Source organism: Labrys sp. KB_33_2 (assembly GCF_052114505.1).
Taxonomy (GTDB): Bacteria; Pseudomonadota; Alphaproteobacteria; order Rhizobiales; family Labraceae; genus Labrys.
This window is the reverse complement of record NZ_JBFREW010000003.1, coordinates 55,579-81,005: the sequence shown is the minus strand read 5'-3', so window position 1 is coordinate 81,005 and position 25,427 is coordinate 55,579. Positions and strand designations below refer to the sequence as shown.

The window sequence follows — 25,427 nt, the reverse complement described above, 5'->3', positions numbered from 1 at the left end:
GCGGGAAGAGACTCCCGCGCCTGACGTTACATCTTCTCCGGCACTTCAATGCCGAGCAGCCACAGTTCCTTCTCCAGCACGGCGCGCGCGAGGCCGCACAAAGCCAGGCGCGAGGCACGCTCGGCCTCGGTGTTGTCCTTGAGAACGGGACAGGCATCGTAAAAGCGGCTGAAAGCCTGGGCGACCGTGAACACGTGGTCGGCGATCTCGTTGGGCGCGTTGTTCCGGGTGGCAGACGCAACCACCTCCGGCAACCGGGTGCATTCGAGCACCAGATTGCGCTCGGCCTGCGCCTCGACCGCAATCGGACCGACTTCGAAGCCCTTGAGCCGGGCCTCCGCCTGGATCGAGCCGGTACGTACGCAGGCATACTGCACATAGGGACCGGTCTTGCCCTCCAGGGCGGTCATCCGCTCGATGTCAAAAATGTAGCCAGAGAGGCGATACGACGACAAATCCGCATATTTAACCGCGCCGATGCCGACCTGACGAGCCAGCGTGTCGAGGTCCAACGCGGGATCGACCGAGCGCCTTGCGATCACCTCGTCGAGGCGCTGACGCGCCTTTTCGATCGCATCGGCGAGCAGATCCTTGAGCTGGGCAACGCCGCCGTCGCGGGTCTTGTAGGGCTTGCCGTCCGCACCATTCACCGTACCGAAGCCGGCATGGATCAATTCCACGCCCGGCGCGATCCCGGCCAGTTCGGCTGCGCGGAAGACCTGCCGGAAATGCAGCTCCTGGCGCTGATCGACGACATAGATGATGCGGCTGGGATCCTGATCCCGAACCCTGGCCACGATGGTGGCGAGATCGGTGGTGGCATAGAGCGCCGCGCCATCCTTCTTCTGCAGCAGCAGCGGCGGCATCGGCTTGTTGTCGCCGGGAATGGCGACGTCGACGATCAGGGCGCCGTCATTCTCGACGGCCACACCCTTGGCCCGCATGTCGGCGATCATGTCCGGAATCAGCGGTTGCACATCGCTTTCACCCAGGAAAAGGTCGAAATGTGTGTCGAGCAGATCGATGTCTTCGCGCTGAGCCGTCAGCGAGATGTCGCGCAGCTTCTGCCAGATCGCGGTGGCATCGGGATCGCCGGCCTGCAAAGCGGCCGTGGCGGCGCGGGCGAGCTCCATGCGGGCGGGATCAGCCTTGCAGGCAGCGGCAGCCTCCGGATAAAGGCGCTGCAGATCGTCCATTGTCAGATCCGGCGTCTCGCCCGGGCCGAGGTCGGGCCAGCGCAGGCGAATCTCCGAAATCAGTTGGCCCATTTGCAGGCCCCAGTCACCAAGATGGATATCGGAAATCGCGTCCAGCCCCTGGGCCGCATTGATACGCCTCAGGCTCTCACCGATTGCCAGCGCCCTGATATGACCGACATGCAGCGCCTTGGCGACGTTGGGGCCGCCATAGTCGAGCACTACGGTGTCCGCCGGAAGCTGGACGATGCCGAGATCGGGCGAGGCGGCCTGGGCGGCGGCGCATTCGGACAGGAAGGCATCGGACAGGCGCAGATTGAGGAAGCCGGGGCCGGCTACCGACACTTCCTTGAAGGCCGGCAGGTCCCTCAGCTTTTCGGCCACCTGCTCTGCCAGTTCGCGTGGATTGCGCTTGAGGCTCTTAGCCAGCGGCATGGCGCCGTTGCACTGCAGGTCGGCAAGCTCAGGCAGCGTGGAGCGGGCGGCACGGGCTGTTTCGGTCGGCAATCCACAGGCTGAAAAGGCATTCGCCAACATCTCGTCGACGAGGCGGTTCAAAGAGGCAGACATGCGGACGCTTCCTATCAATTCGGTCAGCGTTCGCAGTAAGCACCTTGCGGCGCAGAGGCAAGTGTCGGGCACACATCGGGGCCGGATTTTGCGATTTCAGCCGCTCGAAAGGGCGTATTTTCAAAGATTGGGTCTGGAAAATGCAGAGGCGACGCAAGCCACCGCAATTCGGGCCGGAACGCACCCTGCGCCCCGGCCATTCGGAGGGACAAGCCCACCTTCGGCGATCGGGCTCAAGCGATCCTCTTGAGCGGCACTTCGGCTTCCACCGCCTCTTCCCCGAGATGGGTCAGGTCCGGGATCTCACGCAGATTGTCCGGTGCGGCCAGAGGGTCGATCAAATCCTCGACGCAGGGCGGCGTCGGCACAAGCGTGAACTCCGCCGTATTCTCCTGCAGGACGAGCTGGCGCGCCAAGTCCCAATGGAACAATTCGCGCCCCTCCGGCTGTCCGTCCAAAACCCACAATTCATGGGCCTTGTCGCGGATCTTTTGTTCTATCTCATTGCTCATCGATGTCTCTCCCGGTCTGGGTTATGGCAAGGAACGCCCATGGCCTAGAGCATGCACGCCTTCATGAGGCTCGACATGGATCTGCCACGATCGGCCGCTTCCGGTCCCCGCGGACGACCTTGAACGCATGTCATCCGGGTGCCCGGAACAAGCCAGGCATGACAATCATCGCGCTGTGGTACCTAACCTCAACCCGCCATGATCCCCGCGGTTCCCCACTGCGATCAATTTCCTTCCCCCTTGGCGGAGTAATCTTCGGAAGGCGGGCGCACGACCATGCTTAAGATAGAGTGAGGACGCCGGATTACAACCAAAATCGACATCTCAAAGCGCTTTGAATGACCCCATCTGTCAAGCTTCACGCCCTTGGGCACGGCAGTATCGGGCCGTGGCGACGGGCGCCAAGGACGCCGGACCGTTCGAAGACCGGCTGTGCATCGAGCCGGAACCTTCCACCATGCGGGGCGTTCTCCCAAGCAAAACGTTGTGGGCGTCCATGTATGCCCAGGTTGAAAAATATTGACCCATTGTGGGCGTCGCACCCGGTAAAGCATGTCCTCCCCGGATCAATATTTTTAGAACTTGGTATTAGGATGCGGACTGGAGCCCGCCTATGGCAGGGCCGTCATCGAGGTGGGTGTACAATGGAGTTTCGACGCCATCTCGTCCTCAACCTCGACGATCATGAAGCGGATCGGCGCACCAAGACCGAGGCTCTCGGCCGAGCGAGCGAAATCGAGGTGGTCGAGGCAGGCTCGGGCTTCGATGCTCTCGTCCTGGTCCGCGAGCGACGGCCGACCCTGGTGCTTCTCGAAGAGAGGCTGCCGGACATCAGCGGCTATGATCTTTGCCGCATCATCAAGCGGGATTATCCCGAAACCCTGGTGCTGCAAACCTCGGCCTCCTTCGTTTCGGGTGATCATCGCATGCAGGCGCTGGAAGCTGGCGCCGATTCCTGCCTCGCCCAACCCTGGGAGCCGGTCGAGCTCGTCGCTTCCGTCCGCGCCTTGCTGCGCATCCGCTCGGCCGAAACGGCCCTGCGCGAGAGCGAGGCCAATTTCCGCACCCTGGCAGACAACATCCCGATCCTGTGCTGGATGGCCGCCGCGCATGGCGGCATCTACTGGTACAATCAGCGCTGGTATGACTATACGGGATCCTCGTTCGAGCAGATGCAGGGATGGGGCTGGCGGTCGGTACATGACCGCGCGAAGCTGCCTGATATCATCGGCGGCTGGCGGGAGTCGCTCGAACAAGGCAGCGCTTTCGAGATGGTCTTCCCGCTCCGCGGCAGGGATGGCGTCTTCCGACCCTTCCTCACCCGCGTCGCCCCCGTCAAGGACGATACCGGCCGCATCCTGCGCTGGTTCGGCACCAACACCGACATTTCCAGGCAGAGACAGGCAGAGGCCGAGCTTCGCGAACTCAACGAGACGCTGGAGCAGCGCGTCCAGGCCGCCATAGCCGCCCGGGCGACGGCTGAGAACAGCCTGCATCAGTTGCAGAAGGTCGAGGCCCTGGGGCAACTCACCGGCGGCATCGCCCATGATTTCAACAATATGCTGGCCGTGGTCATCGGCGGCCTTACCTTGCTCAAGCGCAAGCTGGAACGCGGCCAGACCAATGTGGGGCGCTATATCGACGGCGCGCTCGACGGCGCCGAGCGTGCCGCTGCGCTGACCAGGCGCCTGCTCGCCTTCTCCCGTCAGCAGCCGCTGACGGTGGAAGCGGTGTCGCCCAACGCCATGATCGCCGACATGACCGATCTGTTGTCGCGCACGCTCGGCGAGCATATCCACATCACCACCATCCTGGCTCCGGACGGCTGGGCGGTGGAGACCGACAGGAGTCAGCTGGAGAACGCCCTGCTCAACATGTCGGTGAATGCCCGCGACGCCATGCCCGACGGGGGCGAACTCAGCATCGAGACCAGCAATGTCATGCTGGGCCGCAGCCAGGCCGAGGAGTTCGGCATCGCATCCGGCCCCTATCTCAGTGTGGCTGTGATGGATACGGGTATCGGCATGTCGGATGAAGTGGCCGCTCGCGCCTTCGACCCCTTCTTCACCACCAAGGGCGTGGGCAAGGGCACCGGCATGGGCCTCAGCCAGGTCTTCGGCTTCGTGCGCCAGACCGGCGGTCACGTTACCATCGCATCCATGCCGGAACAGGGCACCACCATCCGGCTCTATTTGCCGCGGTCGGAGGCTGCCGAGGCCCAGCGCCCCCTATGGGACGGACTTCCCGCCACCTTCCATGGCCATCCCGGTGAGATTGTGCTGGTGGTGGAAGATGAGGAAAGGGTGCGCTCCATGGCAGTGGAAGCCCTGAGTGGGCTCGGCTACACCATTCTCGAAGCCGCATCCCCGAGCGAGGCGCTCGGTTTCGTCGCAGCCGGCCGCCAGATCACCTTGCTGTTCACCGACATCGTTATGCCCGGGATGAACGGCGGCGAGCTCGCCAGCCGCGCCCGAGCCCATTCCCCGGACATCAAGGTGCTGTTCACCACCGGCTATGCACCGGACGACAATGGCCGGGTCGACATTCCCGGCCTCGACACGAGGCCGCTCTACAAACCCTATTCGATCGACCAGCTCTCGCGCCGCATCCGGGCGGCGATCGACGGATGAGACGGATTTTCAGCAGGAACGGTCACAATAAACGGAATGGGGGAGGAACCCGCGTTCCTCCCCCATTCCGTCCTACTTGCTATGAAACCGGCTCAGTCCCGGGGCGGGAACCGCCTGTTGCGCCGCGCGACGACCCTGACGCGGGCTGGCTGGCGCATCGACGCTACCGCGAGGGCGCAAAGCCCCGTGGCCAGTAAGGTCGAAAGAACCGCAAGCAGAGTGTTCATCATGTTCTATACCCCTGATACTCGGCCGAACGTCCGATCATGCTTGATTGTTAACGCGCCAGGGGGCGCAAAGTTCAGTTACAATTTCCTAACAATCCAGCCGGGACCGGACATAAGGCGGCACCTAGCCTGAGCAGCACCAGCGGGAGAACATCGCCAAACCGACGGCCGCCTGCCGGTACCCTCCTGGAAAACATAGGCACTATACGACCGTTGGCAAGAGTTATTCCGCTGCGGAAGCGTCGATTGAAGGCGCTGCGCCGGTAAAAAATTTCAGGGCGCCCGGCCTCCCATCTGCTTCTCCTCATCGCCTGCGACGGCCAGTTCCCAGGCGCCCAGATCGCGCGTGACGACGTCCTTCGTCTCGGCCGCGTCGAGCTGCTGCACGAGGCCCAGCAGGATGCGCGAGGACTGTGGTGGTTCGACCGGCCTGTCGGCGGAAAACCCGAAACCGAACCGCCCGCCATCGAGATCCTCGATATCGAGGGTAAGGACGAGTGCCGAGCCGGTATGCAGGATCGTGGAGGCATAGTCGACCACGAGTAAGCCGAGGGGGATCGCCCGATCCACCGGCAGCGTCGTCTCGGTGAGGCCACGTAAAGTCACGTCTTGTCCGGGGTGGCACAGCAACCTGCCGATCACCAGCGTGACGTCGCGAAGGAAGGGCTCGATCGCAACCGGATGCATCTCGCCCTCGGACAGGGCTCCCCGGTAGGCGGCCGACAGCACGTGAACCCGGCATTCGGCTTCGCTCAGGGCCATGCGGGCATCGCCGGCATAGGCGTTCTTGGAAAGGCCAATATAGCTCTGCATCACCTGGAGATTGTTCTTCACCCGGTGATGCAACTCTCGGGTGAGGGCGTGATTGGCCGCAAGCGTCGTCTGCAGGCGATTCTCGCGGGCTTCCTGCTCCTCCACCATGTCGTTGAAGGCGACGACCACATTGCGAATGTCCGATGGCATCTGGGCGCTGAGCGGTACGCGCCCCCAGCCGGAATGCCGCCGGGCCCGGGACGCGGCCTCGATGCCCTTGAGCCATTGCACCAGATGCCGCTTCATCACCCGGGCAAAGACCACCAGCAGCAAGAGCAGGGCGGCGAGGGGCGCCAGCAGCAGGAAAAGGAATTGCGAACGCGCCGCCCGCAGATGAATGTCGCGGAAGCTGGCGACGATGTAGAGATCGGGTGCCGCCGCCGGCATGGCATAATAGACCCGCGTCTGGCCGGCTCCGCTGACGGCGACCCAGCGCTGACGGGTGACGGGAAAGGTGCCCTTGCCCGGCAGCCAGCCATTGTCGCCGGCTGGGCGCCCCCGAGCGAACACGATATCCTCATGCGCGGTGATCAGGGCAGCGACGAAATCGCGATCGCCCTCGCCGAGATTGAAGACACGATCGAGGGCCTGCGGGGCGATCACCAGCAGCGCCTGCCAGCCCGGCGCATCCGGCTTGCCTTCGCGCCTGGCATAGACGACGAGCCGGCGCTCGCCCGCGAGCACAATCGAATCGTAACGGCTGGTCACCGACGAAAGCACGGCGCGGGGCTGGATCACCGGCTTGGCGGCCTGCGCCGCCAGTTCGGCGGCGAGAGCGGCCTGGTCCAGGCCGGATATGTCGGAAAACAGGCAGGTCGGGCCGCCGTCACCCTGGATCAGCAGGGCCTGGTAGCCGTCGAGCTGCCCCACATTGGCCTTGCCGACCGCCTCGCAGGAGGCGCCCGTCGTAACCTCGGCGGCCGAGATCATCAGTCCCCGGAGCACGCCGACATACCAGATGCCCATGCGGACGACGAAATTGCCGACGGTCTGCGCCTGGGACGTCTCGATCGTCTTGACGTTGTCGCGATAGGTCACCACCGCTATGATGCTGGTGATGGCGCCGACCGGTATGGCGACCAACAGGAAGAAGGTCAGAAGCTTGGCCTGGACCGTATCGAAGGCCAAGACCTTATTAAAGGTATGGCGAAAGCGGGCCGTCACGAGGGAGGCTCGCGTCCACCGACCCGCAGGGCGGCCAGCATCTTGGCATCCGGCCCCGTATCGTCCGCATCATTGGTCGAGAGCATCTCGGTCAGCCGCGATCTCGCCCGGTTGACGCGGCTCTTGATGGTACCGAGGGCGACGCCGCAGATCTCCGCCGCCTCCTCATAGGAGATGCCCGAGGCACCCACCATGATCAGGGCCTCACGCTGCTCCTCGGGCAGCTTGGCGAGGGCCGCCGTGAAATCGGCGATCGCCAGATGCCCTTCCTGGTCGGCGTGAACGGCTAGACGTTCGGCATAGATCCCATCGCTGTCCTGCACCTCGCGCGAACGCTTGCGGTAGAGCGAGTAGTAGATGTTGCGCAGAATCGTGAACAACCAGGCCCGCATATTGGTGCCTGGCTCGAACTTGTCGGCATTGGCCCAGGCCTTCAGCAGCGTATCCTGCACCAGATCGTCCGCCAGGGTGATCGAGCCCGACAGAGACGCGGCAAAGGCACGCAAACTGGGAATATGTGCGACGAGCCCGTCCTTGAAGCTATCGCCGCTCATCGTCCTTGCCCTCCCCGGCCTTCTTCTCCTGCTCTTCGAGCTCGGCCAGGAGTGTCAAAAACCTGTCAGGCACGGGGGCCCGGACGATCGATTCGTAATGGGCCTGGAGGGAGCGAGCGACATAGTCGCGGATCTGTGGATCGAGCTTGCCGTCACCCGGGGGGCTCTGAGTGGGCAGATCCTCGTCTGGCTTCTTATTCCTCGACATCACTACTCCCGTGAAACGGCACCGGCACCACCATCGCTCCCAAGCAGGTTCCTCACGGATCGCCATGGGTCCGATGGAGGGGAACCTGCAAGATACCAAACATTTGCAGAATTTCCCGGCGAGGCCCAACCACGGGCTTCGCCGGTAAATTCGACCTGAGCAGGCGAGAAGGCCTGTCTTGGGTGAAGAGATCATGCAATGCCAATCGGCGAAACGCATCCCCCTTCGGATACGTTCCATCCTGTCGAAGAAATAAATTCATTGTCAGGAACTATTCGTCTGTGGTGCTCTTCCGGGCCGCATGAGCGACCGATCAAAGCGTTTTGCGATGGGACGGAATCACCTAGAATCGCAAAGACGCGTCGAAACAAAGAGTTAGAGCAAACACAATGTCGATCGCAGCCGAGATCGCGCCGCAACTGCCTTATCTGAGGCGTTTTTCCCGGGCTCTGAGCGGCAGCCAGGCCAGCGGCGACGCCTATGTGGTCGAGACGCTGGAGGCCTTGGTTGCCGACCCAGCGTCCTTTCCGCGCGCCCTGCCGCCGCGCATCGCGCTCTATCAGGTGTTCCTGAGATTGTGGTCCTCCCTGTCTCTGAACATGGAGCCTGCCAAGCAGGTCGAGGGCATCTCGCCGGAACAGCGCCTTGAGCGCCTGGCACCGCGCTCGCGCCAGGCGTTCCTGCTGACCACGATGGAAGGCTTTGCCTCGGAAGAGGCCGCCACCATCATGCGCATCGACGAAAAGGAAGTCATCGCCCTGGTGACCGAGGCCACCGAGGACGTCGCTCGCCAGATTGCCACCGAGATCCTGATCATCGAAGACGAGCCGATCATTGCGCTCGATCTGCAATCGATCGTGGAGGAACTCGGACATCGTGTCGTCGGCATCGCACGCACCCATGCCCAGGCGCTCGCCCGGGTGAGGGAGCATCCGCCAGGCCTGATCCTCGCCGACATCCAGCTCGCCGACGGCAGTTCCGGCCTGAAGGCCGTGAACGAGATTTTGGCGAGCGTGGAACTGCCGGTGATCTTCATCACCGCCTATCCTGAAAGGCTGCTGACCGGCCAGCAGCCTGAACCGGCCTTCCTGATCACCAAACCCTTCCGGCCTGAAATCGTGAAGGCCACCATTAGCCAGGCGCTGTTCTTCGACAAGCGGGCCAGTCTGCGCCCAGCCTGAAGACCACGACAGCACTGATGCGTGCCGTCCAGGCGAATCTCGTCCTGAGAGCCCGATAAGCTCCGCCTCCACGGCAGGCACAGGAAACGGGTGGCTGGCACTCGCGCCATCGGCTTTTGTCCCGGCAGCCCTTTCTTGCCGAGGATTGTCATGAGGACGTTCCACCCCGACCGCCTGCCGCCGGCCTTCCGGCGCATCGGCTGGTCGAATCTTCTTGCCCAGCTCTCCGAACAGATCGCCCTCGCCGCCGCTCCCCTGGCGGCCGTGATCCTGTTTGCCGCCGGCCCCGCCGAGACGGGCTGGCTGCAGACCGCACAGACCCTGCCTTTTCTCCTGCTCTCCATCCCGGCCGGTCTGGTCGCCGATCGCGCTTCGCGGCGAGGACTGATGGTGGCATCGGAAGCGCTGCGGGCGCTCTCCCTCGCGCTCACCATCCTGCTGCTCGGCCTCGGCCAGATGAATCTGCTCTTGCTGGCCTTGCTCGGCTGCGCCGGTGCCATCGGCACCGTGTGCTACAGCGTGGCTGCGCCGGCTCTGATTCCTACGCTGGTGCCACGCGCCCAGCTTGCCGACGCCAATCGCTGGCTGGAATTGGCGCGCAGTGCCGCCTATGCCGGCGGCCCGGCCCTGGGCGGCGCCCTCGTCGGCTGGATCGGCGCACCGGTCGCCTATGTCCTCTCCACCATCCTCTCGATCTGGGCGGTGGTCCTACTTGCCGGCCTGCCGAAGGAAGACATGGCGGCTCATACCGGCCGCAGGCTCCTGCACGATTTGAAGGAGGGCGCCGTCTTCGTCACCAGCCACGACCTGCTCAGGCCCATCCTCCTCACCGCCGTCTTCTTCAACATCGGCTGGTTCTGCATCCAGGCCATCTATGTCGCCTATGCCGTGCAAGTCCTCGGGATGACGGCCTTTGAAGTCGGCATCACCCTCGGCATCTACGGCGCAGGCATGATTGCCGGTGCCAGCGCCGCACCGATGCTGGCGCGGCGCGTCTCGTTCGGCACCATGATCGTGCTCGGGCCGCTTGGCGGCTTCTGCGCCGCGCTCCTCATGCTGGGGACCGTATGGTTCCCCTCCCCGATCATAGCCGGATTCAGCTATTTCCTGTTCGGTGCCGGACCGATCCTGTGGACGATCACCACCACCACCCTCCGGCAGGCGGTTACACCCAACGCCATGCTCGGACGCGTCTCGGCGCTGGTCATGACCGCAACCTTCGGCGCGAGGCCAGTCGGAGCGGCGGCGGGCGCCTTCATCGCCTCTCACGCCGGCGCGGCGGCCTGCCTGGGTGCGGCGGCTATCGGCTTCCTGGTGCAGCTCCTGGTGATCCTGCTTTCCCGCGTGCCGAGACTGCGAGCCCTGCCCGACATGGCCTGAGCGGGCGGTTCAGCCTGCCCGATCCGCCAGACCGCGCACCTTGTTGACGAAGTCGTCGGGATTGAAGGGTTTGCTGACGAGAAGGCAGTCGAAATAGAGCCGGCGGCGCTCCGGCAAGCCAAAGCCGGAGACGAACATGATTTCCAGCGTGGGCCAGCGCTCCCTGGCCTTCAAGGCGAGGTCATAGCCACTCATCGGCCCGGGCATGCGAACATCGGTGATCAGCACCCGGGCATCCCCGTTCGAGGCCAGGATGTCGAGCGCCGCCTCGGCGCGCGCCGCCTGCAAAACCCTGAAGCCGGCATCTTCGAGCAGATCGGCCGTGATCAGCCTGACATCCTTGTCATCGTCGACCAGCACCACTGTTACCGGAGGGGAGCTAGCGATATCGTCACGTCCTGGTGCGGCACCGGGGCTGCCATGCGCCGGCTTGCGTGGGCCGGCATGGTGTTCCGGTGCGTTGTGCATTGCCGGTTCGGCGAAGGCTTGCTGTTTCACGACTCTTGTCCCCTCAGGCTCCGTCAGGACGTCCTGCGATGGGTTGGCATCGCAAAGGCGTGTTGAAACAACGGGTTGGAACAAGGCCGCGTCGTCGCTTCAATATGCTGCTCTGGGGAACGAACGCCCGAAGCTCGCCTTTGTTCCGGCTCAGCCTGCGGGCAGCATCGACCGGACCTTGGCCTCGAATTCACCGGTCTCGAAGGGCTTGACGATGACGTCCTGCCCTTCATCCATTTCGAGATCCTGGCGCTCGGCAGCCTCGTAACCGGTGAGGAAGAGCACCTTCAGGGCCGGCGTGGCCTGGCGTGCCAGCCGAGCCAGATCCCAGCCATTCATGCCCGGCAGCCCGATATCCGTAATCAGCAGATCGATGCTATCAGCACTCTTCAGAAGGGAAATGGCCGAATCGGCATCCTTGGCCTCAAGCGTGGCGAAGCCGAGATCGTTCAGGATATCGACGACGAGCAACTGAATGACTGCCTCGTCTTCGACGACGAGAATGGTTCTCTTGTCGTGGTCGGCCATGCTTCGGATCTCGAACTCAAATCGGGATTGCTGCCGGAAAACCGCTTCCGGAACGGAGAATCACTAGCTGCTGAAATGGGCGCTTCGGGCACTCACGGCACTATAGCCTATCCGACGGGAAAACAGGGCCGGTTCAATCGACCCGCTCGAACAGAACCAGGGAACGACTGGAGAGCGCATAGGCCTGACCGACGGCGATGTTCGTTTCAGGTAGATCCGGATCATCGGTGGCGATCAGGCGTTTCCACGCCGAACCGTCATAGCAGGGCGGCAAGGTGAAGTTCAGCGTCTCGTGATGGGCATTGAGCAGGACGAGCAGTGTGGCGTCCGCTCCACGCTTGCGGATGCCGCTGGCCTGGGCCCGGCCGTCCAGCAACAGGCCGAAGCAGGAGGGTTCATCGGCATCGTCCCAACGCGGCCTCGTCATTTCCTCGCCGCTGCGATGGATCCAGGTCGCCTCGCGCACGTCGATCGCCTCGTTGATGCGCTCGCCGATCAGAAAACGCGATCGCCGCAGGATCGGATATTTGCGCCGGAGAACCGTCAGCCTGCGGACGAAATCGGTGAGCGCCTTGCCCTCTTGCGCTGCCTGCCAATCAAGCCAGCTGATCTCGTTGTCCTGGCAATAGGCATTGTTGTTGCCCTGCTGGCTGCGCCCGAACTCGTCGCCGGCCACGATCATCGGCGTCCCCTGCGAGAGCAGCAGCAGCGCCAGGAAATTGCGCATCTGGCGTTCGCGCAGATCCTTGACGGCTATGTCGTCGCTTGACCCTTCGGCGCCGCAATTCCAGGAGCGGTTGTTGGAGCTGCCGTCCCGATTGTCCTCGCCATTGGCTTCGTTATGGCGGTCATTATAGGAAACCAGGTCGCGCAGCGTGAAACCGTCATGGGCGGTGACGAAGTTGACGGAGGCCCAAGACTTGCGGCCACGATGGTCGAACTTGTCCGGTGAGCCGCACAGGCGGGGCGCCAGGGCTGCAGGCCGGGCCTCGCCCCGCCAGAAGTCACGCACGGTATCGCGATAGACGTCGTTCCACTCGGCCCAGCCGGGTGTGAAGCCGCCGACCTGATAGCCACCGAGCCCGACATCCCAGGGCTCGGCGATCAGCTTGACGTTCTCCAGCACGGGATCCTGGCTGACCGCCTTGAGGAAGCCGCTGTCGGGATTGAAGCCGTCGACATCGCGGGCCAGCACGGTACCGAGGTCGAAGCGGAAGCCGTCGACATGCATCTCGTTCACCCAGTAGCGCAGGCTGTCCGTCACCATCTGGATCACGCGCGGATGGCTGACATTGAGGGTGTTTCCGGTGCCGGTGTCGTTGATGTAGTAGCGCGGCTCGTTGGGCATCAGCCGATAATAGGAGGCGTTGTCGATGCCCTTGAACGACAGGGTCGGGCCGAGTTCGTTGCCCTCCGCCGTGTGGTTGTAGACGACGTCGAGGATGACCTCGAGGCCTGCATCGTGGCAGCGCGCCACCATTTGCTTGAATTCGGCCAGCACGCCCGGGGGATCGGCGGCATAGCGCGGATCGGGTGCGAAGAAGCCGATGGAATTATAGCCCCAGTAGTTCCTGAGGCCGCGCTGGAGCAACTGGTCGTCGTCGACGAAGGTATGCACCGGCAGGAGTTCGACCGTGGTGACGCCAAGCGAGCGGATATGCTCGAGGGACTGGATCGAGGCGAGGCCCGCATAAGTGCCCTGCAGGGCCGGCGCGATCCCGGGATGGCGCTTGGTGAACCCCTTTACATGGGTCTCGTAGATGATGGTCTGGTCCCAGGGCACAAGCGAGCGATTGCCCGGCCAGTCGAAGCGCGCATCGACCACCATGCAGCGTGGCATGAAGGGGGCGCTGTCGCGCGTGTCGAAGCTGAGATCGCCCTCGCCGAGCGTATAGCCGAACAAGGCCGGATCCCATTTCAGCGCGCCGACATGGGCGCGTGCATAGGGATCGAGCAGGAGCTTGTTGGGATTGAAGCGGTGACCGGCCTTCGGCTCGTAAGGGCCGTGCACACGATAGCCATAGAGCGTGCCGGGGCTGACATCGGGCAGATACCCATGCCAGATCTCGTCGGTGAACTCAGGCAGTTCGATGCGTTCAAGTTCCTGCTCGCCGCTCGAGTCGAACAGGCAGACCTCGACCTTGCTGGCATGCGCCGAAAACAGCGCAAAATTGGTACCGGCCCCGTCCCAGATCGCGCCGCGCGGATGGGGATGTCCCTCACGCACCCTCGTGCCGAAGAACTGGGTCATACCGTCGTCTCCCGTTCGGTCGTCCTGCGAGCCACCCGCGCATCGAGCAGCGGGAGATGCAACGCATCACCGTCACACATTGCACTGCAACATGGGCAGATGCAAGCATTTGCACCCCATCGCGAAACGGCAGACAGGCAATGCTATTTGGATAAGACCTCTTTCGTTTAAGATATTTTTTCGCAACCGCATGTACATGAAAGTACGCAATGTCCTTACTTTAAAACCGAGTGATATTGCTCTGATATTATTGTCACATATATTCAATTTTAAATACCAGAATACCTAACTTTACGTTTTGACACCAGACTATGAGACCACCCCACTCCCCGGGCATCGTCGCAGATCCGGTTTCACATGAAACGCATAAGGTCCGGAAAGCGCCGCGGCCGTCGCGACGCTGGATTCGTGACGGCCCTGGCGCTCTTCGATCGGCTTCAGCGGAAAGCCCGCAGATCGAGTGCGGCAACGCCCGCGGCCAAACCAATGCCGGTCTGGGCCTGGGCCGAAAATGGCTGCAGGGTGATCGAACGTCCCGATCCACCGACGAGTGCATTGGCCCCGCCGCCGACCCCGAGCGTCGCCGATGCACCGACACCGCCATAATTGCCGGCAAGCGCACCACGCATGCGGCCCTGACCGGGCGCGAACACGCCCCAGACCAACACGCCACGCTGGGTGCGGCCGATGTCGAGGCCGAATTTTCGGATCGTGCCGTAATAACGTTCCGAATAGCCCCGATTGGATCTGAAGACGCAGCTCATTTCCTTGGAGGACGTCACGATCAACCCGAGCCCGCCGGCGACATTGCAGCGCAAGACGCCGAGCCGGACACTGGAGGCGGCGGAAGCCGTACCCCCACAGGCGAGTGCAATCGCCAAAGCTGTACCAGCCACGACAGTGGAACCACGCATGGAACATCCTTTCGTCGATGATTGCCGAAGCATTCACGGATGCTAACCATCCGTGTCATGGATGGTTCCGCGATGGTCCTGCGTGCGATTGCGGCATCACACATCCGGATCGACCGGAACTCTGATGCCGCCAACCACGTTGGACGTTACGCTGCAGATCGGGCTCGGGCATTCCAATGCCTCGATGCGGCAGCCTCGGACCACCAGCAGGGCCTTGCATGCAAGATCAGACAACACCTATTCCAGTGAACACACCCACCGCCCAGACGGACATCAAAGGCGAACTGGAGGAGGCACGCCTTCCTCTTGATCCCCGAACCATCATCCAGGCCTGCCTGCTGGTCCTGGCGAGCCTGGCGATCGCCTATGTCGCTGCCGACATCATCCTGCCGCTGGTGCTTGCTTTCGTGCTGAAACTGCTGTTTCAACCAGTCATGCGCCAGCTTGAGCGGCTTCGCCTGCCGCGCAGCATCGCGGCCCTCCTGATGATCTTCGTCTTCTTCGGCCTGTTCGTAGGGCTGGGGGCCGCCGTCGCGGGGCCGGCCACCGAATGGGCAACCCGCCTGCCGGAAGCCCTGCCGCGACTGCAGGAGCGCCTGTCCGTCCTCAGTCGACCGATCCAGACCTTCCAGAGCTTCATGCAGCAGATCGGCGCCGGTGGGGGCGCCAATGTCGACATTCTCGGTGCGGCCTTCCGGGGCACGCAGCATTTCGCCAGCGGTTTCTTCGAAACGATCCTGATCCTGTACTTCCTGCTGGTATCGGGGGACACCTTCCTGCGCAGGATGGTCGAAATCCTGCCCCGCTTCAGCGACAAGCGGCAGGTCGTCACGCTGTCGCAGCAGATCGAGGAAAACATCTCGATCTATCTGGCCACGATCACCGTGATGAACGGATTGGTGGGGCTGGCCACCGGCCTGACCATGTGGGCCACCGGGCTCGGCGATCCGATCCTGTGGGGAGTCGTCGCCTTCGCCCTCAATTTCGTGCCGATCATAGGGCCCTTCTTCGGGGTCGCCCTGTTCGCCTTTGCCGGCCTGCTGCAGTTCGACACGATGCTGGCGGCCTTCCTGCCGGCCGGGCTCTATCTGGTGATCCATCTGATCGAGGGCGAGATCGTCACGCCGATGCTGCTGGCCAGGCGCTTCACGCTTAACCCGGTGCTGATCATCCTCGCCTTGATCTTCTGGTTCTGGCTGTGGGGCGCGCCGGGCGCCATCCTGGCGGTTCCGATGCTCGCCATCCTCAAGATCATCTGCGACGGGGTCGGCCCCCTCAACAATATCGGCCGTTTCCTGGAAGCCTGAAGTTGTCTCGCGAAGCGAGGTTGAAGGAAGTGCGGTGACCATGGCTCACCGCTCACGGTGGCGCCACCCCTCACCCTTACCCCAGTCCACTCCAAATGGAGTGGACGACACCCGCAACAGGCGGGGCGAGGGAGCGCAGTCGTCGCGAATGGTCCTGTTGTCTTTCATCTCTCCCCACGGTCAGGCGAGATCGCGCGTTTCCGGCATGAGGCGCTCGGTCGAAGTCCTCCTCGCCCCGCTTTTCGCGGGGAGAGGGTACGGGTGAGGGGCGACGCGACCTCGAAGGGGTGAGTCGCCACGACGACGGTGCAACCATCTTGCGGTCGGCGCGCTACCCTTCCCCTTGCCGCCGCTCAGCCGGGCAGCATGTCCTTCAGCCTGAGGCGGGCGATCTCGCCGATCTGCTTGAGGGCCTCGGCGAATTCCTGGGCCCGGTCATGCTGCAGGCGCCGCTCGAAGGCGGCGATGATCTCGGCCTTCGAGCGGCCCTTGATCGCCATGATGAACAGGAAGCCGAACCGGGCCTTGTAGGCGTCGTTGAGCTCGGTGAACCGCTTGAGTTCCTCCGGCGTGAGGCGGTCGAGGCCAGCAGAGGCCTGTTCGGCGGAGGATTCGGCGGTCAGCATCTTGGCCTGGGCGAGTTTTCCGGCCAGATCGGGATGCGCCATGATCAAGGCGAGCTTGGCCTCGTCGGAAGCTACGTTCAGCACCTTCGTCATGGCCGCATGCAGGCCTTCGGCCGTATCCTCGGCCGGCGTCAGCCCCTTGTCATAGACGCCCTCAGCCACCCAGGGCGAGTGCTCGAACACGCCGCCGAAACGCTCGACGAACAGAGCCCGGTTGATGCGCGTCGGCACATAGCCGCCTTCCGGCGGGTGCTGGCGGATCCAATGGCGTGCGATGTCGAGGCGGGTGGCGAACCAGACATCGGCATGGCCGCGGGCATAATCGAGGAAGCGGGCAAGCGCGGCGGCGCGGCCGGGCCGGCCGACCAGGCGGCAATGCAGGCCGATCGACATCATCGCCGGCTGCTCGCCGCCTTCGGCATAGAGCGTGTCGAAGCTGTCCTTGAGATAGGCGAAGAACTGATCGCCGCTGTTGAAGCCCTGGGGCGTGGCGAAGCGCATGTCATTGGCATCGAGCGTATAGGGCACGATCAGCTGGGGACCGCGGGGCCCCTCGACCCAATAGGGCAGTTCGTCGGCATAGGAATCGGCCGAGTAAAGGAAGCCACCTTCCTCCATGGTCAGTTCCAGCGTCCGGGCTGAGGTGCGGCCCTGATAGAAGCCGAGCGGCCTGGAACCGGTGAGTTCGGCATGGATGCGGATGGCTTCCTCGATATGCTCGCGCTCGCCTTCCTTGGTGTAGTCGCGATAATCGATCCATTTCAGGCCATGGCTGGCGATTTCCCAGCCGGCCTCGGCCATGGCGGCCACGGCCCCGGGATTGCGCTGCATGGCTGTGGCGATACCGAAGACGGTGACAGGGATCCGGCGCTCGGTAAACATCCGGTGCAGGCGCCAGAAACCGACGCGCGAACCATATTCGTAGATGGATTCCATGTTCATGTGGCGCTGGCCCTGCCAAGGCTGGGCGCCGACGATCTCGGACAGGAAGGCTTCCGAGGCCGCATCGCCATGCAGGATGCAGTTCTCGCCGCCTTCCTCGTAATTCACCACGAATTGCAGGCAGACCCGCGCCTTGCCGGGCCAGGCCGCCTGCGGCGGCTTGCCGGCATAGCCGATGAGATCGCGATCATAGGGCGCTTGTGACGTCTCGCTCATCGCTCACGAACCCCGATAGGTGGAATAGCTGAAGGGCGAGCAGACCAGCGGCACGTGATAGTGTCCGTCCTTGTCGGCCAGCGTTACGCGCAGGGGCACGACATCGAGAAATTCGCCGGCACCGATGGCACTGAGACCACGAAAATAAGCGCCGATATGGAAAACCAGTTCATAGACGCCGGGCACAAAGGCATCGCCCACCATCAGGGGCTGATCGGTGCGGCCGTCCTGGTTCGTCGTCGTCGTGGTCACGGTGACGCGCCCGCCCGATGCATCCAGACGCTGGAGTTCGATGGTCACGCCCTGCGCGGGCTTGCCCCGGCTGACGTCGAGCACATGCGTGGAGAGCCTTCCCATATCGTCCTCACCCAATCCTGTCCCTGAGCGGCTTGGAGCGCGCCCTTGCGATCCACCCGGATCGTGAAATGTTTTTGCTTCCGGAAATCTGGCACGGCCATTCAAGCCGCACCCCAGACGATAACGAATTTGCGGCCCGGCATTTCCAAATATTTTGTGAAGATGTTTCGGTAAAGAATACTCTTCTGCTGCAGGCCATCCTCAGGCTTGATGGAGCGTGTCAGGCTTCATTCTCCTGCAAGGATGACAGGCCTGACGGCAGGGGACCCAGTCGGGCGAGTTCGGTCGCGAGATAGCGTCGGCCCCGCTCGACCAACAGGTCGGCAAAAGCCTTCACCTTGAGCGGTACGAGATTTCGCGTCGGATAGAGCACGGCCAGCGTGGCAGGCGGTGGCGGATTGGCGGTCAGAACGGGAACAAGACGACCTTGGGCAAGCGCATCGGCAATTTCGTAGACCGGCTTGAGCACGATGCCGCGCCCGTCGAGCGCCCAGGCGGTGAGCACATCGCCGTCATCGGCATCGAGCGAGCCCTTGATCGGAACGCTGATCTCATCCCCGTCCTGGCTGAGAGACCAGCGGAACTCGCGCGAACCGGGAAAGCGCAGCAGCAGGCATTGGTGGCGCGCCAGATCGGCTGGCGTCATCGGCATGCCGGTGCGTTCGATATACGTGGGGGAGGCACACAGGACACGCTCGGCGTCGGCGATCTTGCGCATGATCATCGAACTGTCCGCATAGGTGACGAATTGCAGCGCGAGGTCGCAGGATTCGGCGATGATGTCGAGGCGGCGCTCGGACAGGCGCAACTGCACGTCGATCTGCGGGTGGGCATCGCGATAGGCCGCTGCGGTCGGGCCGACAAGACGCCGGCCGAGGCCGAGCGGCGCGGCGACCCGGATCGAACCGAGCGGCATGGCACCGAGCTCGCCAATATTGGCCTCGGCCATTTCGATGGTGTGCAGGGCATCGATGACGTGGTCGTAGAAGATCCGGCCTTGTTCGGTCAGGCCCATATTGCGGGTGGTGCGATTGAACAGCCGGCAGCCGAGGTGGTTTTCCAGCGCCTGGATACGCTGGCTGATCACATTGGCGGAAACGCGCATGCGTCGGCCGGCTTCGGAGAAGCTGCCGGCTTCGACGGCACGGGCAAAGGAACGGAAATTTTCAAGCATGGCGGGCGGTTCCGTAAGGCAGATCGTCGGCTGTGGTTTCGACCAGCTTCGACGGGATGAAACGAAGGTCACCGGGAGCAATTGTCATCGGTTGACCGGCACACCCGGAGCGCCGGCCAAAACCTCGCTTCTGCTTGATCATGCTTCACCTCGTTCTGCTTGCGGCCAATATCTTTGGCCTGGATCGACTATCCACCTTCGAACCCATTCGACGATCTGAATGAGGGTCGAAGGTCATCAAACTGGCGAGATTCTTGCCTGTCAGCTCCACAGGGCGGCATTTGTTGCCGTGACTGTGGGGAACAATCATGCAGCCCGTAAGCCCGTAGTAAAGGACGGCTTTGCGGACTACGACGGAAATGGGAGGAAATAATCAATGCTGATGACCCTGTACGAATGGGGCAGTCTGATGTTGCGTTGGGCACATGTCATCACCGGAATCGCCTGGATCGGCTCCTCGTTCTACTTCATGCATCTGGACGCGAGCATGCGTCCCACCCCGAAGATCCCCGCGGGGCAGGGCGGCGAAGCCTGGGAAGTCCATGGCGGCGGCTTCTATCAGGTGCAGAAATATCTGGTGGCGCCGGACTTCCTGCCCGAGCACCTCACCTGGCACAAATGGCAGTCCTATTCGACCTGGTTGACCGGCTTTTGCCTGTTGCTGTGGGTCTATTACGCCCAGTCGAGCCTGCTCCTGATCGATCCCAGCGTCCGGGTGCTGTCGCCGGCCGTGGCCCTGGTGGTCGGCATTGGCGGTCTGGCCGCCGGCTGGCTGGTCTATGACTTCCTGTGCAAATCCCCGATCGGCAAGAACGAGACGCTGCTGGCCGGCATCGGCCTGGTCTTCGTGGTGTTCATGGCCTGGTTCTTCCAGCAGATGTTCTCGGCCCGCGGCGCCTTCATCCACACTGGCGCGCTGATGGCGACGATGATGTCGGCCAATGTGTTCTTCATCATCATCCCCAACCAGCACAAGGTGATCGCCGCGCTCAAGGCCGGGCAGGTGCCCGATCCGGCGCTCGGCAAGGCAGCCAAGCAGCGCTCCGCGCACAACAACTATCTGACGCTGCCCGTGCTGTTCCTGATGCTGTCCAACCACTATCCGCTGACCTATTCCAGTCCCTTCGCCTTCCTGGTTGTCGGCCTGATCCTGGTCGCCGGCGCGCTGATCCGGGTGTTCTACAACGAACGCCATGCCGGACGCGGCGACAAGTGGTGGACCTGGGCGCTTGCGGCCATCCTGATCTTCGGCGCCATCTGGATCAGCGCCTTCCGCTCGCCGGCCTTCCGCGATGCCTTCGACCTCGGCGCCATCGAGGCGCCGGCGGCAACCGAAACCGTCCTCGCCGCCACCGTTCCGGCGGCGGTGCACGACATCATCACCAGCCGCTGCTCCATGTGCCATGCCGAGACGCCGGTCTATCAGGGCATCAACATGCCGCCCAAGGGCGTGCTCCTCGACTCGCCTACCAACATCGCCCGCAACGAGCATGAAGTGTTCGTGCAGTCGGTGATGACGCATGCGATGCCGCCGAACAACGTCACCGAGATGACCCCGGAAGAACGCCGTGTGGTGCGCGACTGGGTGCTCAGGCGTGAGAAGGCCGCGGCGCAAGCCAAGCCAGCCGTTCAGCTCGCCGGCCGCTGAGGCCGGGCCGGCACCAATCCCTCCTCCCTTCCCAGAACCATCGTGCAAGGCCCCGTTCGCGGGGCCTTTTTTGCGTGACGGGCCAGGCAGGTCCTGTCGGCATGCCGCTCCGCTGTTGCGTGAGGAGGCGGGCCATTGACGCCAGGACGAACAAGCATCACGCCCGACATTGCAAGTGGCCTGCCATCTCTCCTTGCCGAGCGATGGTATCGCGCGCGATAAAATTGCCGGACTCAATAAGAAGGGAGACGACGTCCTGCCTCGGCTGCGTGCTGCCGCATGCAGGCATCGCGACCAAAACAACCGATCACAGCGTCCCGGCGACGCTGCATCGAACGGTCGCCGCATGCAACGAGATCGCGTCACCGTCGCGCCAGCGCTCGGCGGATATCGCATTGCCCACCCTCCCCAACCGTCCGTTTGGCGACCGTGTGCAAACACCGATGTGCAGCCCGAAACGATGCCACCCGTCCCGGTCCCGCCGGCAGAAGCGACGGGCACGGCCGGGCGCGACGGCCGGTCGAGACAGGGATCGCCGGCGCTCGAAAAGGGCCTCTCTAAACAAAGGGCCTCCCCCTTGCGGGGAAGGCCCTTCGGCAAATCGGGTCCAACGAGTGAAGGCAGGCGTGCGGGCACGGTGACCTTTCCCTCGCCTGCGCTGAATCAGGAGAGCAGATCTGCCAGCGCAGCGGCCACGACCTCGGTCGCCTTGTAGAGGTCGGGCAAATAGAGCCGCTCATCGGCGCGGTGGGCGTTGGCCTCCTCGATGGTGCGGGGACCTGCACCGTAGAGCACGATCGGAATGCCCTTGGCGGCATAGTGGCGGGCATCGGTATAGAGCGGCACGCCATTGGTGGTGACAGGCACACCCATCACGCGGCTTGCCTCGCGGGTCAGCGCTTCGGAGAGCTGTTCTGAGCCCGGCAGCGGCGTCAGCGGCTCGGCCAGCAGGATGCGGCGGACCTCGACGCGTGCAGCAGAGCTCGCCTGGGCCGCGCCTTCGATCACCTTGCGCAATTCAGCCTCGACGTCCCCGCCCTTTTCTTCCGGCACCATGCGCCGGTCGAGGCGGAAAGTCACCCGGTCGGGCACGACATTGGTGTTGATGCCGCCATGGATGAGGCCGATGGTGAGCTGCGGGGCGCCGATGCCTGGCACCGCCGAAACACGCTGGGCCAGCGAGGCGCGCCACGTATAGAGGGCGCCGAGGATATTGGTGGCGGCTTCGAGCGCGTCCACGCCTGTCCAGGGCTTGGCGGCGTGGGCCGAGCGCCCGTTCACCTCGACTTCGAGATGCAGGCAGCCATTATGGGCATTGACGACGGCGTAGGAGAAGCCGGCCCCGAGCGCCAGATCCGGCTTGGTCAGGCCTTCCGACAGCAGCCAGCCCGGGCCGATCTCGCCGCCGGCTTCCTCGTCATAGGTGAGATGGAGTTCGATGGTGCCCTTGAGCTCGCGGCCGACCTTTTCCAGAGCGAGCAGGGCGAAGGCATAGGTGGCGAAGTCGGACTTCGACACGGCGACGCCGCGACCCACCATCCAGCCATCGACGATCTCGGCGCCATAGGGGTCGCGCGTCCAGCCCTCGCCGGGCGGCACCACGTCGCCATGGGCGTTGAGGGCGATGACGGGCCCGTCCCCGAAGCGCTTGCGCACGATCAGATTGGTGGCCGAGATCATGCCATGCTGGCGCACCAGCGCCTCGGGCACGACATGGCGCTCGACGGTGAAACCGAGGCCCTCGAGCAGGCGCGCGGCCTTCTCGGCATGGGCGGCGCAATCACCGACCGGATTGTCGGACGGGGTGCGCACGAGTTCGGCGAGGAATTCGGTCTGCCGCTCACGCTCGCTTTCCAGATAGGTGCGGATAGTGTCCTTGATGCTCATTATGGTCTCGTTCAGATGGGGTGGATGGGCCAATTCCAGATCGGCCTCGAAGGTTCGGTTGCTTTACCCTCCCCCTCCAGGGGAGGGTAAAGAGTTAGGAGGCGGGCAGGCGCTTGAGGAAGTCGATCAGCACCTCCAGGGCAGCGCCGACGTCCTCGGTGAGGACGGCTTCGGCCGGGTTGTGGCTGACACCACCTTTGCAGCGCAGGAACAGCATGGCGATCGGGCACAGGCTGATCATGGCGAGGCCGTCATGGCCAGCGCCGCTCGATAGCCGCAGGGGCTTGAGGCCGGTCGCGGCCACCGCCGCCTCGAAGGTCTCGATCAGGCCGTCATCACAACGGGCCGCGGGCTCGTCATAGGTCTTCTGGATGGCGAAGGCGACGCCGCGACGGGCCGCGATCGCCTCGAACCGGGCCGTCAGCTCGGTGACGGCGGCGTTGCGGATGTTGTCGTCGGGGCTGCGGATATCGACCGAAAAATGCGCACTGCCGGGGATGACGTTGACCGCGCCGGGGCGGAATTCGCAGGCGCCGACCGTGGCAACGAGATCACCCGAGGTGGTGGTGATCAGCTCGGTCGCCAGGATCATCTCGGCCGCAGCCGCGCCGGCATCGAGGCGCAGCCCCATCGGCACCGTGCCGGCATGGCCGGCCTTGCCAGTGAGTTCGACCTTGAAGCGGCTGGCGCCATTGATGGCCGTGACGACACCGACGGGCAGATCCTCCGCCTCCAGCACCGGCCCCTGTTCGATATGGACCTCGACATAGCCCAGCGTGCGGCGGGGATCGCGGCCGAGGCGGGACACGGCGTCGGGATCGCAGCCGAAATCGATCAGGGCCTGGCGTAGACTGGTGCCGGCCTTGTCGGTGGCGTCGAGATTGCCGGATAGAAAGGTGCCGGCGAGCGAGCGCGATCCCGTCAGCGTCACCGGGAAGCGCACACCCTCCTCGTCGCCGAAGGCGACGACGTCGATGGCGACGGGCAGCTTCTCGCCGGCGCGATGCAGCGCCGCCACCGCCTCGATGGCGACGATCACGCCCAGATTGCCGTCATAGCGCCCCGCATTGCGCACGGTATCGATGTGGGAACCCAGGATGAGCACGGGCGCATCGGGCGTGGCGCCGGGATAGTGGCCGATCAGCGTCGCGGCCGCATTGAGCTCCGTCGACATGCCGGCCTCTTCCATCCAGCCCTTCACCAGCGCGATGGCCGCGGCATGCTCAGGCGTGAGATAGAGCCGGGTCAGAGCTCCCTCGTCGGCGGAGCAGATTGCCAACTCATCGAGCCGGGCCATGGCACGGACACCACTGGGGATGGCTGATGTTGCGAGGGCTAATCTCATCACAGCTTCATTCCTTCGGGCAGTATCAGCACAGCCCTGAAATCATTGACGTTGGTCAAGGTCGGACCGGTGACGATCTGGTCGCCAAGGGCCTGAAACAGGGTATGAGCATCGTTGTTGTCGAGGCTGGCGATCGGATCAAGCCCGGCGGCGCGTGCGCGTGCAAGACTTGTCGGATCGATCATCGCACCGGCCACTTCCTCGGCGCCGTCGACACCGTCTGTATCACCGGCCAGGGCATGGATGCCACGTTGTCCGCCGAGCTTGATCGCAAGCGAGAGCAGATATTCGACATTGCGCCCACCCCGCCCCTTGCCGCGCACGGTAACCGTGGTCTCGCCGCCGGAGATCAGCACGCAGGGTGCGGCTGCGGGCTGGCCGTGCTGGGCGACCTGGCGGGCGATACCGGCCATGACGATGCCGACGTCGCGGGCTTCCCCCTCCAGGGAATCGCCCAGAATGATCGGGGTGATGCCAGCCTTGCGGGCAACCGCGGCCGCTGTCAGCAGCGATTGCTGCGGCGAGGCGATCAGATGGATCTCGCCGCGTGCGAGGCGCCGATCGCCGGGCTTGGGTGTCTCCTCCTGGGCCGCTTCGAGATGAGCGATCACCGGTGCTGGCCCATCGATGCCGTAGCGGGCAAGGATGGCCCTGGCGTCGGCAAAGGTGGTGGGATCGGCCACGGTGGGGCCGGAGGCGATGGCGGCGAGATCGTCGCCCGGCACGTCCGAGATCACCAGGCTGACGACACGCGCCGGGAAGGCGGCGGCGGCCAGCCGCCCGCCCTTGATGGCGGACAGATGCTTGCGCACGCAGTTCGTCTCGTCGATCGGCGCGCCCGATTTGAGCAACGCCTTGTTGATCGCCTGCTTGTCGGAAAGCAGCAATCCTTCCGCCGGCAGGCTGAGCAGGGCCGAGCCGCCGCCGGAGATCAGCGCGATGACGAGATCGTCCTCGCCAGCCCCTTCCACCAGGGCGAGCATGCGTGCCGCCGCCCTGACGCCGTTGAGGTCCGGCACGGGATGGGCGGCTTCGATCACCGCGATACGCTGACACGGCACGGCATGGCCGTAACGCGTCACTACCAGGCCCTCGAGCGGGCCGGGCCATGACTCTTCCAGCGCCTTGGCCATGGCGGCAGCGGCCTTGCCGGCCCCGACCACGATGGTCCGCCCCTTCGGCGGCCGCGGCAGGAAGGCCGGCATGCAGGCAGAAGGTGTCGCCGCAGCCACTGCCGCCTCGAACATCGATGTCAACAATGCCCGTTCAGGCATGGCGAACCTTTCTGTGCCAAAGCGT

Annotated in this window: 22 protein-coding genes; 5 read left to right on the top strand and 17 right to left on the bottom strand. The window is 63.9% G+C overall.

Going from position 1 to position 25,427, the window contains the following annotated elements; translation table 11 throughout:
* Positions 1–26: 26 nt before the first annotated feature.
* Positions 27–1,766 carry an arginine--tRNA ligase gene (gene argS, locus AB4037_RS05930; RefSeq protein WP_441770874.1) on the bottom strand — a complete coding sequence of 580 codons (1,740 nt, stop codon included), beginning with the start codon at positions 1,764–1,766 and terminating at the stop codon, positions 27–29.
* A 233-nt stretch (positions 1,767–1,999) separates the two neighbouring features.
* Positions 2,000–2,278 carry a DUF2934 domain-containing protein gene (locus AB4037_RS05925; protein ID WP_434958748.1) on the bottom strand — a complete coding sequence of 93 codons (279 nt, stop codon included), beginning with the start codon at positions 2,276–2,278 and terminating at the stop codon, positions 2,000–2,002.
* A 644-nt stretch (positions 2,279–2,922) separates the two neighbouring features.
* Here AB4037_RS05925 and AB4037_RS05920 point away from each other — a divergent pair.
* Positions 2,923–4,908 (top strand): response regulator, encoded by a 1,986-nt coding sequence (locus AB4037_RS05920; protein ID WP_441770873.1) that lies wholly within the window; start codon positions 2,923–2,925, stop codon positions 4,906–4,908.
* Positions 4,909–5,408: 500 nt separating this feature from the next.
* On the opposite strand, the gene AB4037_RS05915 is transcribed toward AB4037_RS05920, so the two are convergent.
* From AB4037_RS05915 to AB4037_RS05905, 3 genes are read right to left on the bottom strand one after another with little or no spacing between them, the layout of a single operon-like run.
* A complete protein-coding gene (locus tag AB4037_RS05915; protein WP_441770872.1) occupies positions 5,409–7,076 on the bottom strand; it encodes a histidine kinase dimerization/phosphoacceptor domain -containing protein in 1,668 nt (555 codons plus the stop codon).
* Between the two features lie 32 nt (positions 7,077–7,108).
* Positions 7,109–7,666 (bottom strand): sigma-70 family RNA polymerase sigma factor, encoded by a 558-nt coding sequence (locus AB4037_RS05910; protein WP_441770871.1) that lies wholly within the window; start codon positions 7,664–7,666, stop codon positions 7,109–7,111.
* On the bottom strand, positions 7,653–7,874 hold the full coding sequence (locus AB4037_RS05905) for a NepR family anti-sigma factor (protein ID WP_441770870.1): 222 nt from the start codon (positions 7,872–7,874) through the stop codon (positions 7,653–7,655). The genes AB4037_RS05910 and AB4037_RS05905 overlap by 14 nt, the downstream gene beginning before the upstream one ends.
* 389 nt (positions 7,875–8,263) lie before the next feature.
* Here AB4037_RS05905 and AB4037_RS05900 point away from each other — a divergent pair, with 389 nt between their 5' ends.
* Together AB4037_RS05900 and AB4037_RS05895 are read left to right on the top strand one after the other, a co-directional pair.
* A complete protein-coding gene (locus tag AB4037_RS05900) occupies positions 8,264–9,055 on the top strand; it encodes a response regulator (protein WP_441770869.1) in 792 nt (263 codons plus the stop codon).
* 150 nt (positions 9,056–9,205) lie between these two features.
* A complete protein-coding gene (locus AB4037_RS05895; protein WP_441770868.1) occupies positions 9,206–10,435 on the top strand; it encodes an MFS transporter in 1,230 nt (409 codons plus the stop codon).
* Positions 10,436–10,444: 9 nt separating this feature from the next.
* Here the strand turns inward: AB4037_RS05895 and AB4037_RS05890 are convergent, their stop codons facing one another.
* The 5 genes from AB4037_RS05890 to AB4037_RS05870 form a co-directional block, all read right to left on the bottom strand.
* Positions 10,445–10,933, bottom strand: a complete 489-nt coding sequence (locus tag AB4037_RS05890; protein WP_441770867.1) for a response regulator — start codon at positions 10,931–10,933, stop codon at positions 10,445–10,447.
* 150 nt (positions 10,934–11,083) lie between these two features.
* Entirely contained in the window at positions 11,084–11,461 is a 378-nt protein-coding gene (locus AB4037_RS05885) for a response regulator (RefSeq protein WP_434958756.1), read from the bottom strand.
* A gap of 133 nt (positions 11,462–11,594) precedes the next feature.
* Positions 11,595–13,712: a glycogen debranching protein GlgX gene (glgX, locus tag AB4037_RS05880; RefSeq protein WP_441770866.1), complete on the bottom strand. Its 2,118-nt coding sequence runs from the start codon at positions 13,710–13,712 to the stop codon at positions 11,595–11,597.
* 437 nt (positions 13,713–14,149) lie between these two features.
* Complete coding sequence (locus tag AB4037_RS05875; RefSeq protein WP_441770865.1) at positions 14,150–14,626, bottom strand: DUF992 domain-containing protein; 477 nt, start codon at positions 14,624–14,626, stop codon at positions 14,150–14,152.
* A 96-nt stretch (positions 14,627–14,722) separates the two neighbouring features.
* A complete protein-coding gene (locus AB4037_RS05870) occupies positions 14,723–14,860 on the bottom strand; it encodes a hypothetical protein (RefSeq protein WP_441770864.1) in 138 nt (45 codons plus the stop codon).
* An 11-nt stretch (positions 14,861–14,871) separates the two neighbouring features.
* On the opposite strand from AB4037_RS05870, the gene AB4037_RS05865 reads away from it, so the two are divergent.
* The gene (locus tag AB4037_RS05865) at positions 14,872–15,933 is read left to right on the top strand and encodes an AI-2E family transporter (protein WP_434958760.1); all 1,062 of its coding nucleotides are present in this window, start codon (positions 14,872–14,874) and stop codon (positions 15,931–15,933) included.
* 353 nt (positions 15,934–16,286) lie between these two features.
* On the opposite strand, the gene puuE is transcribed toward AB4037_RS05865, so the two are convergent.
* The 4 genes from puuE to AB4037_RS05845 form a co-directional block, all read right to left on the bottom strand.
* Entirely contained in the window at positions 16,287–17,717 is a 1,431-nt protein-coding gene (gene puuE, locus AB4037_RS05860) for an allantoinase PuuE (RefSeq protein WP_441770863.1), read from the bottom strand.
* Between the two features lie 3 nt (positions 17,718–17,720).
* Entirely contained in the window at positions 17,721–18,074 is a 354-nt protein-coding gene (uraH, locus tag AB4037_RS05855) for a hydroxyisourate hydrolase (RefSeq protein WP_434958762.1), read from the bottom strand.
* A 220-nt stretch (positions 18,075–18,294) separates the two neighbouring features.
* Positions 18,295–19,248: a LysR substrate-binding domain-containing protein gene (locus AB4037_RS05850; RefSeq protein WP_434958763.1), complete on the bottom strand. Its 954-nt coding sequence runs from the start codon at positions 19,246–19,248 to the stop codon at positions 18,295–18,297.
* Positions 19,241–19,390: a hypothetical protein gene (locus tag AB4037_RS05845; protein WP_441770862.1), complete on the bottom strand. Its 150-nt coding sequence runs from the start codon at positions 19,388–19,390 to the stop codon at positions 19,241–19,243. The genes AB4037_RS05850 and AB4037_RS05845 overlap by 8 nt, the downstream gene beginning before the upstream one ends.
* Before the next feature lie 234 nt (positions 19,391–19,624).
* Between AB4037_RS05845 and AB4037_RS05840 the strand changes: the two genes are divergently transcribed.
* Positions 19,625–20,896 carry a urate hydroxylase PuuD gene (locus AB4037_RS05840; protein WP_441770861.1) on the top strand — a complete coding sequence of 424 codons (1,272 nt, stop codon included), beginning with the start codon at positions 19,625–19,627 and terminating at the stop codon, positions 20,894–20,896.
* A 663-nt stretch (positions 20,897–21,559) separates the two neighbouring features.
* Here the strand turns inward: AB4037_RS05840 and AB4037_RS05835 are convergent.
* The 3 genes from AB4037_RS05835 to AB4037_RS05825 form a co-directional block, all read right to left on the bottom strand.
* Complete coding sequence (locus tag AB4037_RS05835) at positions 21,560–22,783, bottom strand: M20/M25/M40 family metallo-hydrolase (protein ID WP_441770860.1); 1,224 nt, start codon at positions 22,781–22,783, stop codon at positions 21,560–21,562.
* Positions 22,784–22,877: 94 nt separating this feature from the next.
* Positions 22,878–24,128, bottom strand: a complete 1,251-nt coding sequence (locus tag AB4037_RS05830) for an allantoate amidohydrolase (protein WP_441770859.1) — start codon at positions 24,126–24,128, stop codon at positions 22,878–22,880.
* Positions 24,128–25,402 (bottom strand): glycerate kinase type-2 family protein, encoded by a 1,275-nt coding sequence (locus tag AB4037_RS05825; RefSeq protein WP_441770858.1) that lies wholly within the window; start codon positions 25,400–25,402, stop codon positions 24,128–24,130. The genes AB4037_RS05830 and AB4037_RS05825 overlap by 1 nt, the downstream gene beginning before the upstream one ends.
* Positions 25,403–25,427 lie beyond the last annotated feature (25 nt).

What these genes read in the sequence shown, in the direction of transcription:
- argS (WP_441770874.1), bottom strand. Translation starts at nt 1,766, where the DNA reads ATGTCTGCCTCTTTGAACCGCCTCGTCGACGAGATGTTGGCGAATGCC.
- AB4037_RS05925 (WP_434958748.1), bottom strand. Translation starts at nt 2,278, where the DNA reads ATGAGCAATGAGATAGAACAAAAGATCCGCGACAAGGCCCATGAATTG.
- AB4037_RS05920 (WP_441770873.1), top strand. Translation starts at nt 2,923, where the DNA reads ATGGAGTTTCGACGCCATCTCGTCCTCAACCTCGACGATCATGAAGCG.
- AB4037_RS05910 (WP_441770871.1), bottom strand. Translation starts at nt 7,666, where the DNA reads ATGAGCGGCGATAGCTTCAAGGACGGGCTCGTCGCACATATTCCCAGT.
- AB4037_RS05905 (WP_441770870.1), bottom strand. Translation starts at nt 7,874, where the DNA reads ATGTCGAGGAATAAGAAGCCAGACGAGGATCTGCCCACTCAGAGCCCC.
- AB4037_RS05900 (WP_441770869.1), top strand. Translation starts at nt 8,264, where the DNA reads ATGTCGATCGCAGCCGAGATCGCGCCGCAACTGCCTTATCTGAGGCGT.
- AB4037_RS05895 (WP_441770868.1), top strand. Translation starts at nt 9,206, where the DNA reads ATGAGGACGTTCCACCCCGACCGCCTGCCGCCGGCCTTCCGGCGCATC.
- AB4037_RS05885 (WP_434958756.1), bottom strand. Translation starts at nt 11,461, where the DNA reads ATGGCCGACCACGACAAGAGAACCATTCTCGTCGTCGAAGACGAGGCA.
- glgX (WP_441770866.1), bottom strand. Translation starts at nt 13,712, where the DNA reads ATGACCCAGTTCTTCGGCACGAGGGTGCGTGAGGGACATCCCCATCCG.
- AB4037_RS05875 (WP_441770865.1), bottom strand. Translation starts at nt 14,626, where the DNA reads ATGCGTGGTTCCACTGTCGTGGCTGGTACAGCTTTGGCGATTGCACTC.
- puuE (WP_441770863.1), bottom strand. Translation starts at nt 17,717, where the DNA reads ATGAGCGAGACGTCACAAGCGCCCTATGATCGCGATCTCATCGGCTAT.
- uraH (WP_434958762.1), bottom strand. Translation starts at nt 18,074, where the DNA reads ATGGGAAGGCTCTCCACGCATGTGCTCGACGTCAGCCGGGGCAAGCCC.
- AB4037_RS05850 (WP_434958763.1), bottom strand. Translation starts at nt 19,248, where the DNA reads ATGCTTGAAAATTTCCGTTCCTTTGCCCGTGCCGTCGAAGCCGGCAGC.
- AB4037_RS05845 (WP_441770862.1), bottom strand. Translation starts at nt 19,390, where the DNA reads ATGATCAAGCAGAAGCGAGGTTTTGGCCGGCGCTCCGGGTGTGCCGGT.
- AB4037_RS05840 (WP_441770861.1), top strand. Translation starts at nt 19,625, where the DNA reads ATGCTGATGACCCTGTACGAATGGGGCAGTCTGATGTTGCGTTGGGCA.
- AB4037_RS05835 (WP_441770860.1), bottom strand. Translation starts at nt 22,783, where the DNA reads ATGAGCATCAAGGACACTATCCGCACCTATCTGGAAAGCGAGCGTGAG.
- AB4037_RS05830 (WP_441770859.1), bottom strand. Translation starts at nt 24,128, where the DNA reads ATGAGATTAGCCCTCGCAACATCAGCCATCCCCAGTGGTGTCCGTGCC.
- AB4037_RS05825 (WP_441770858.1), bottom strand. Translation starts at nt 25,402, where the DNA reads ATGCCTGAACGGGCATTGTTGACATCGATGTTCGAGGCGGCAGTGGCT.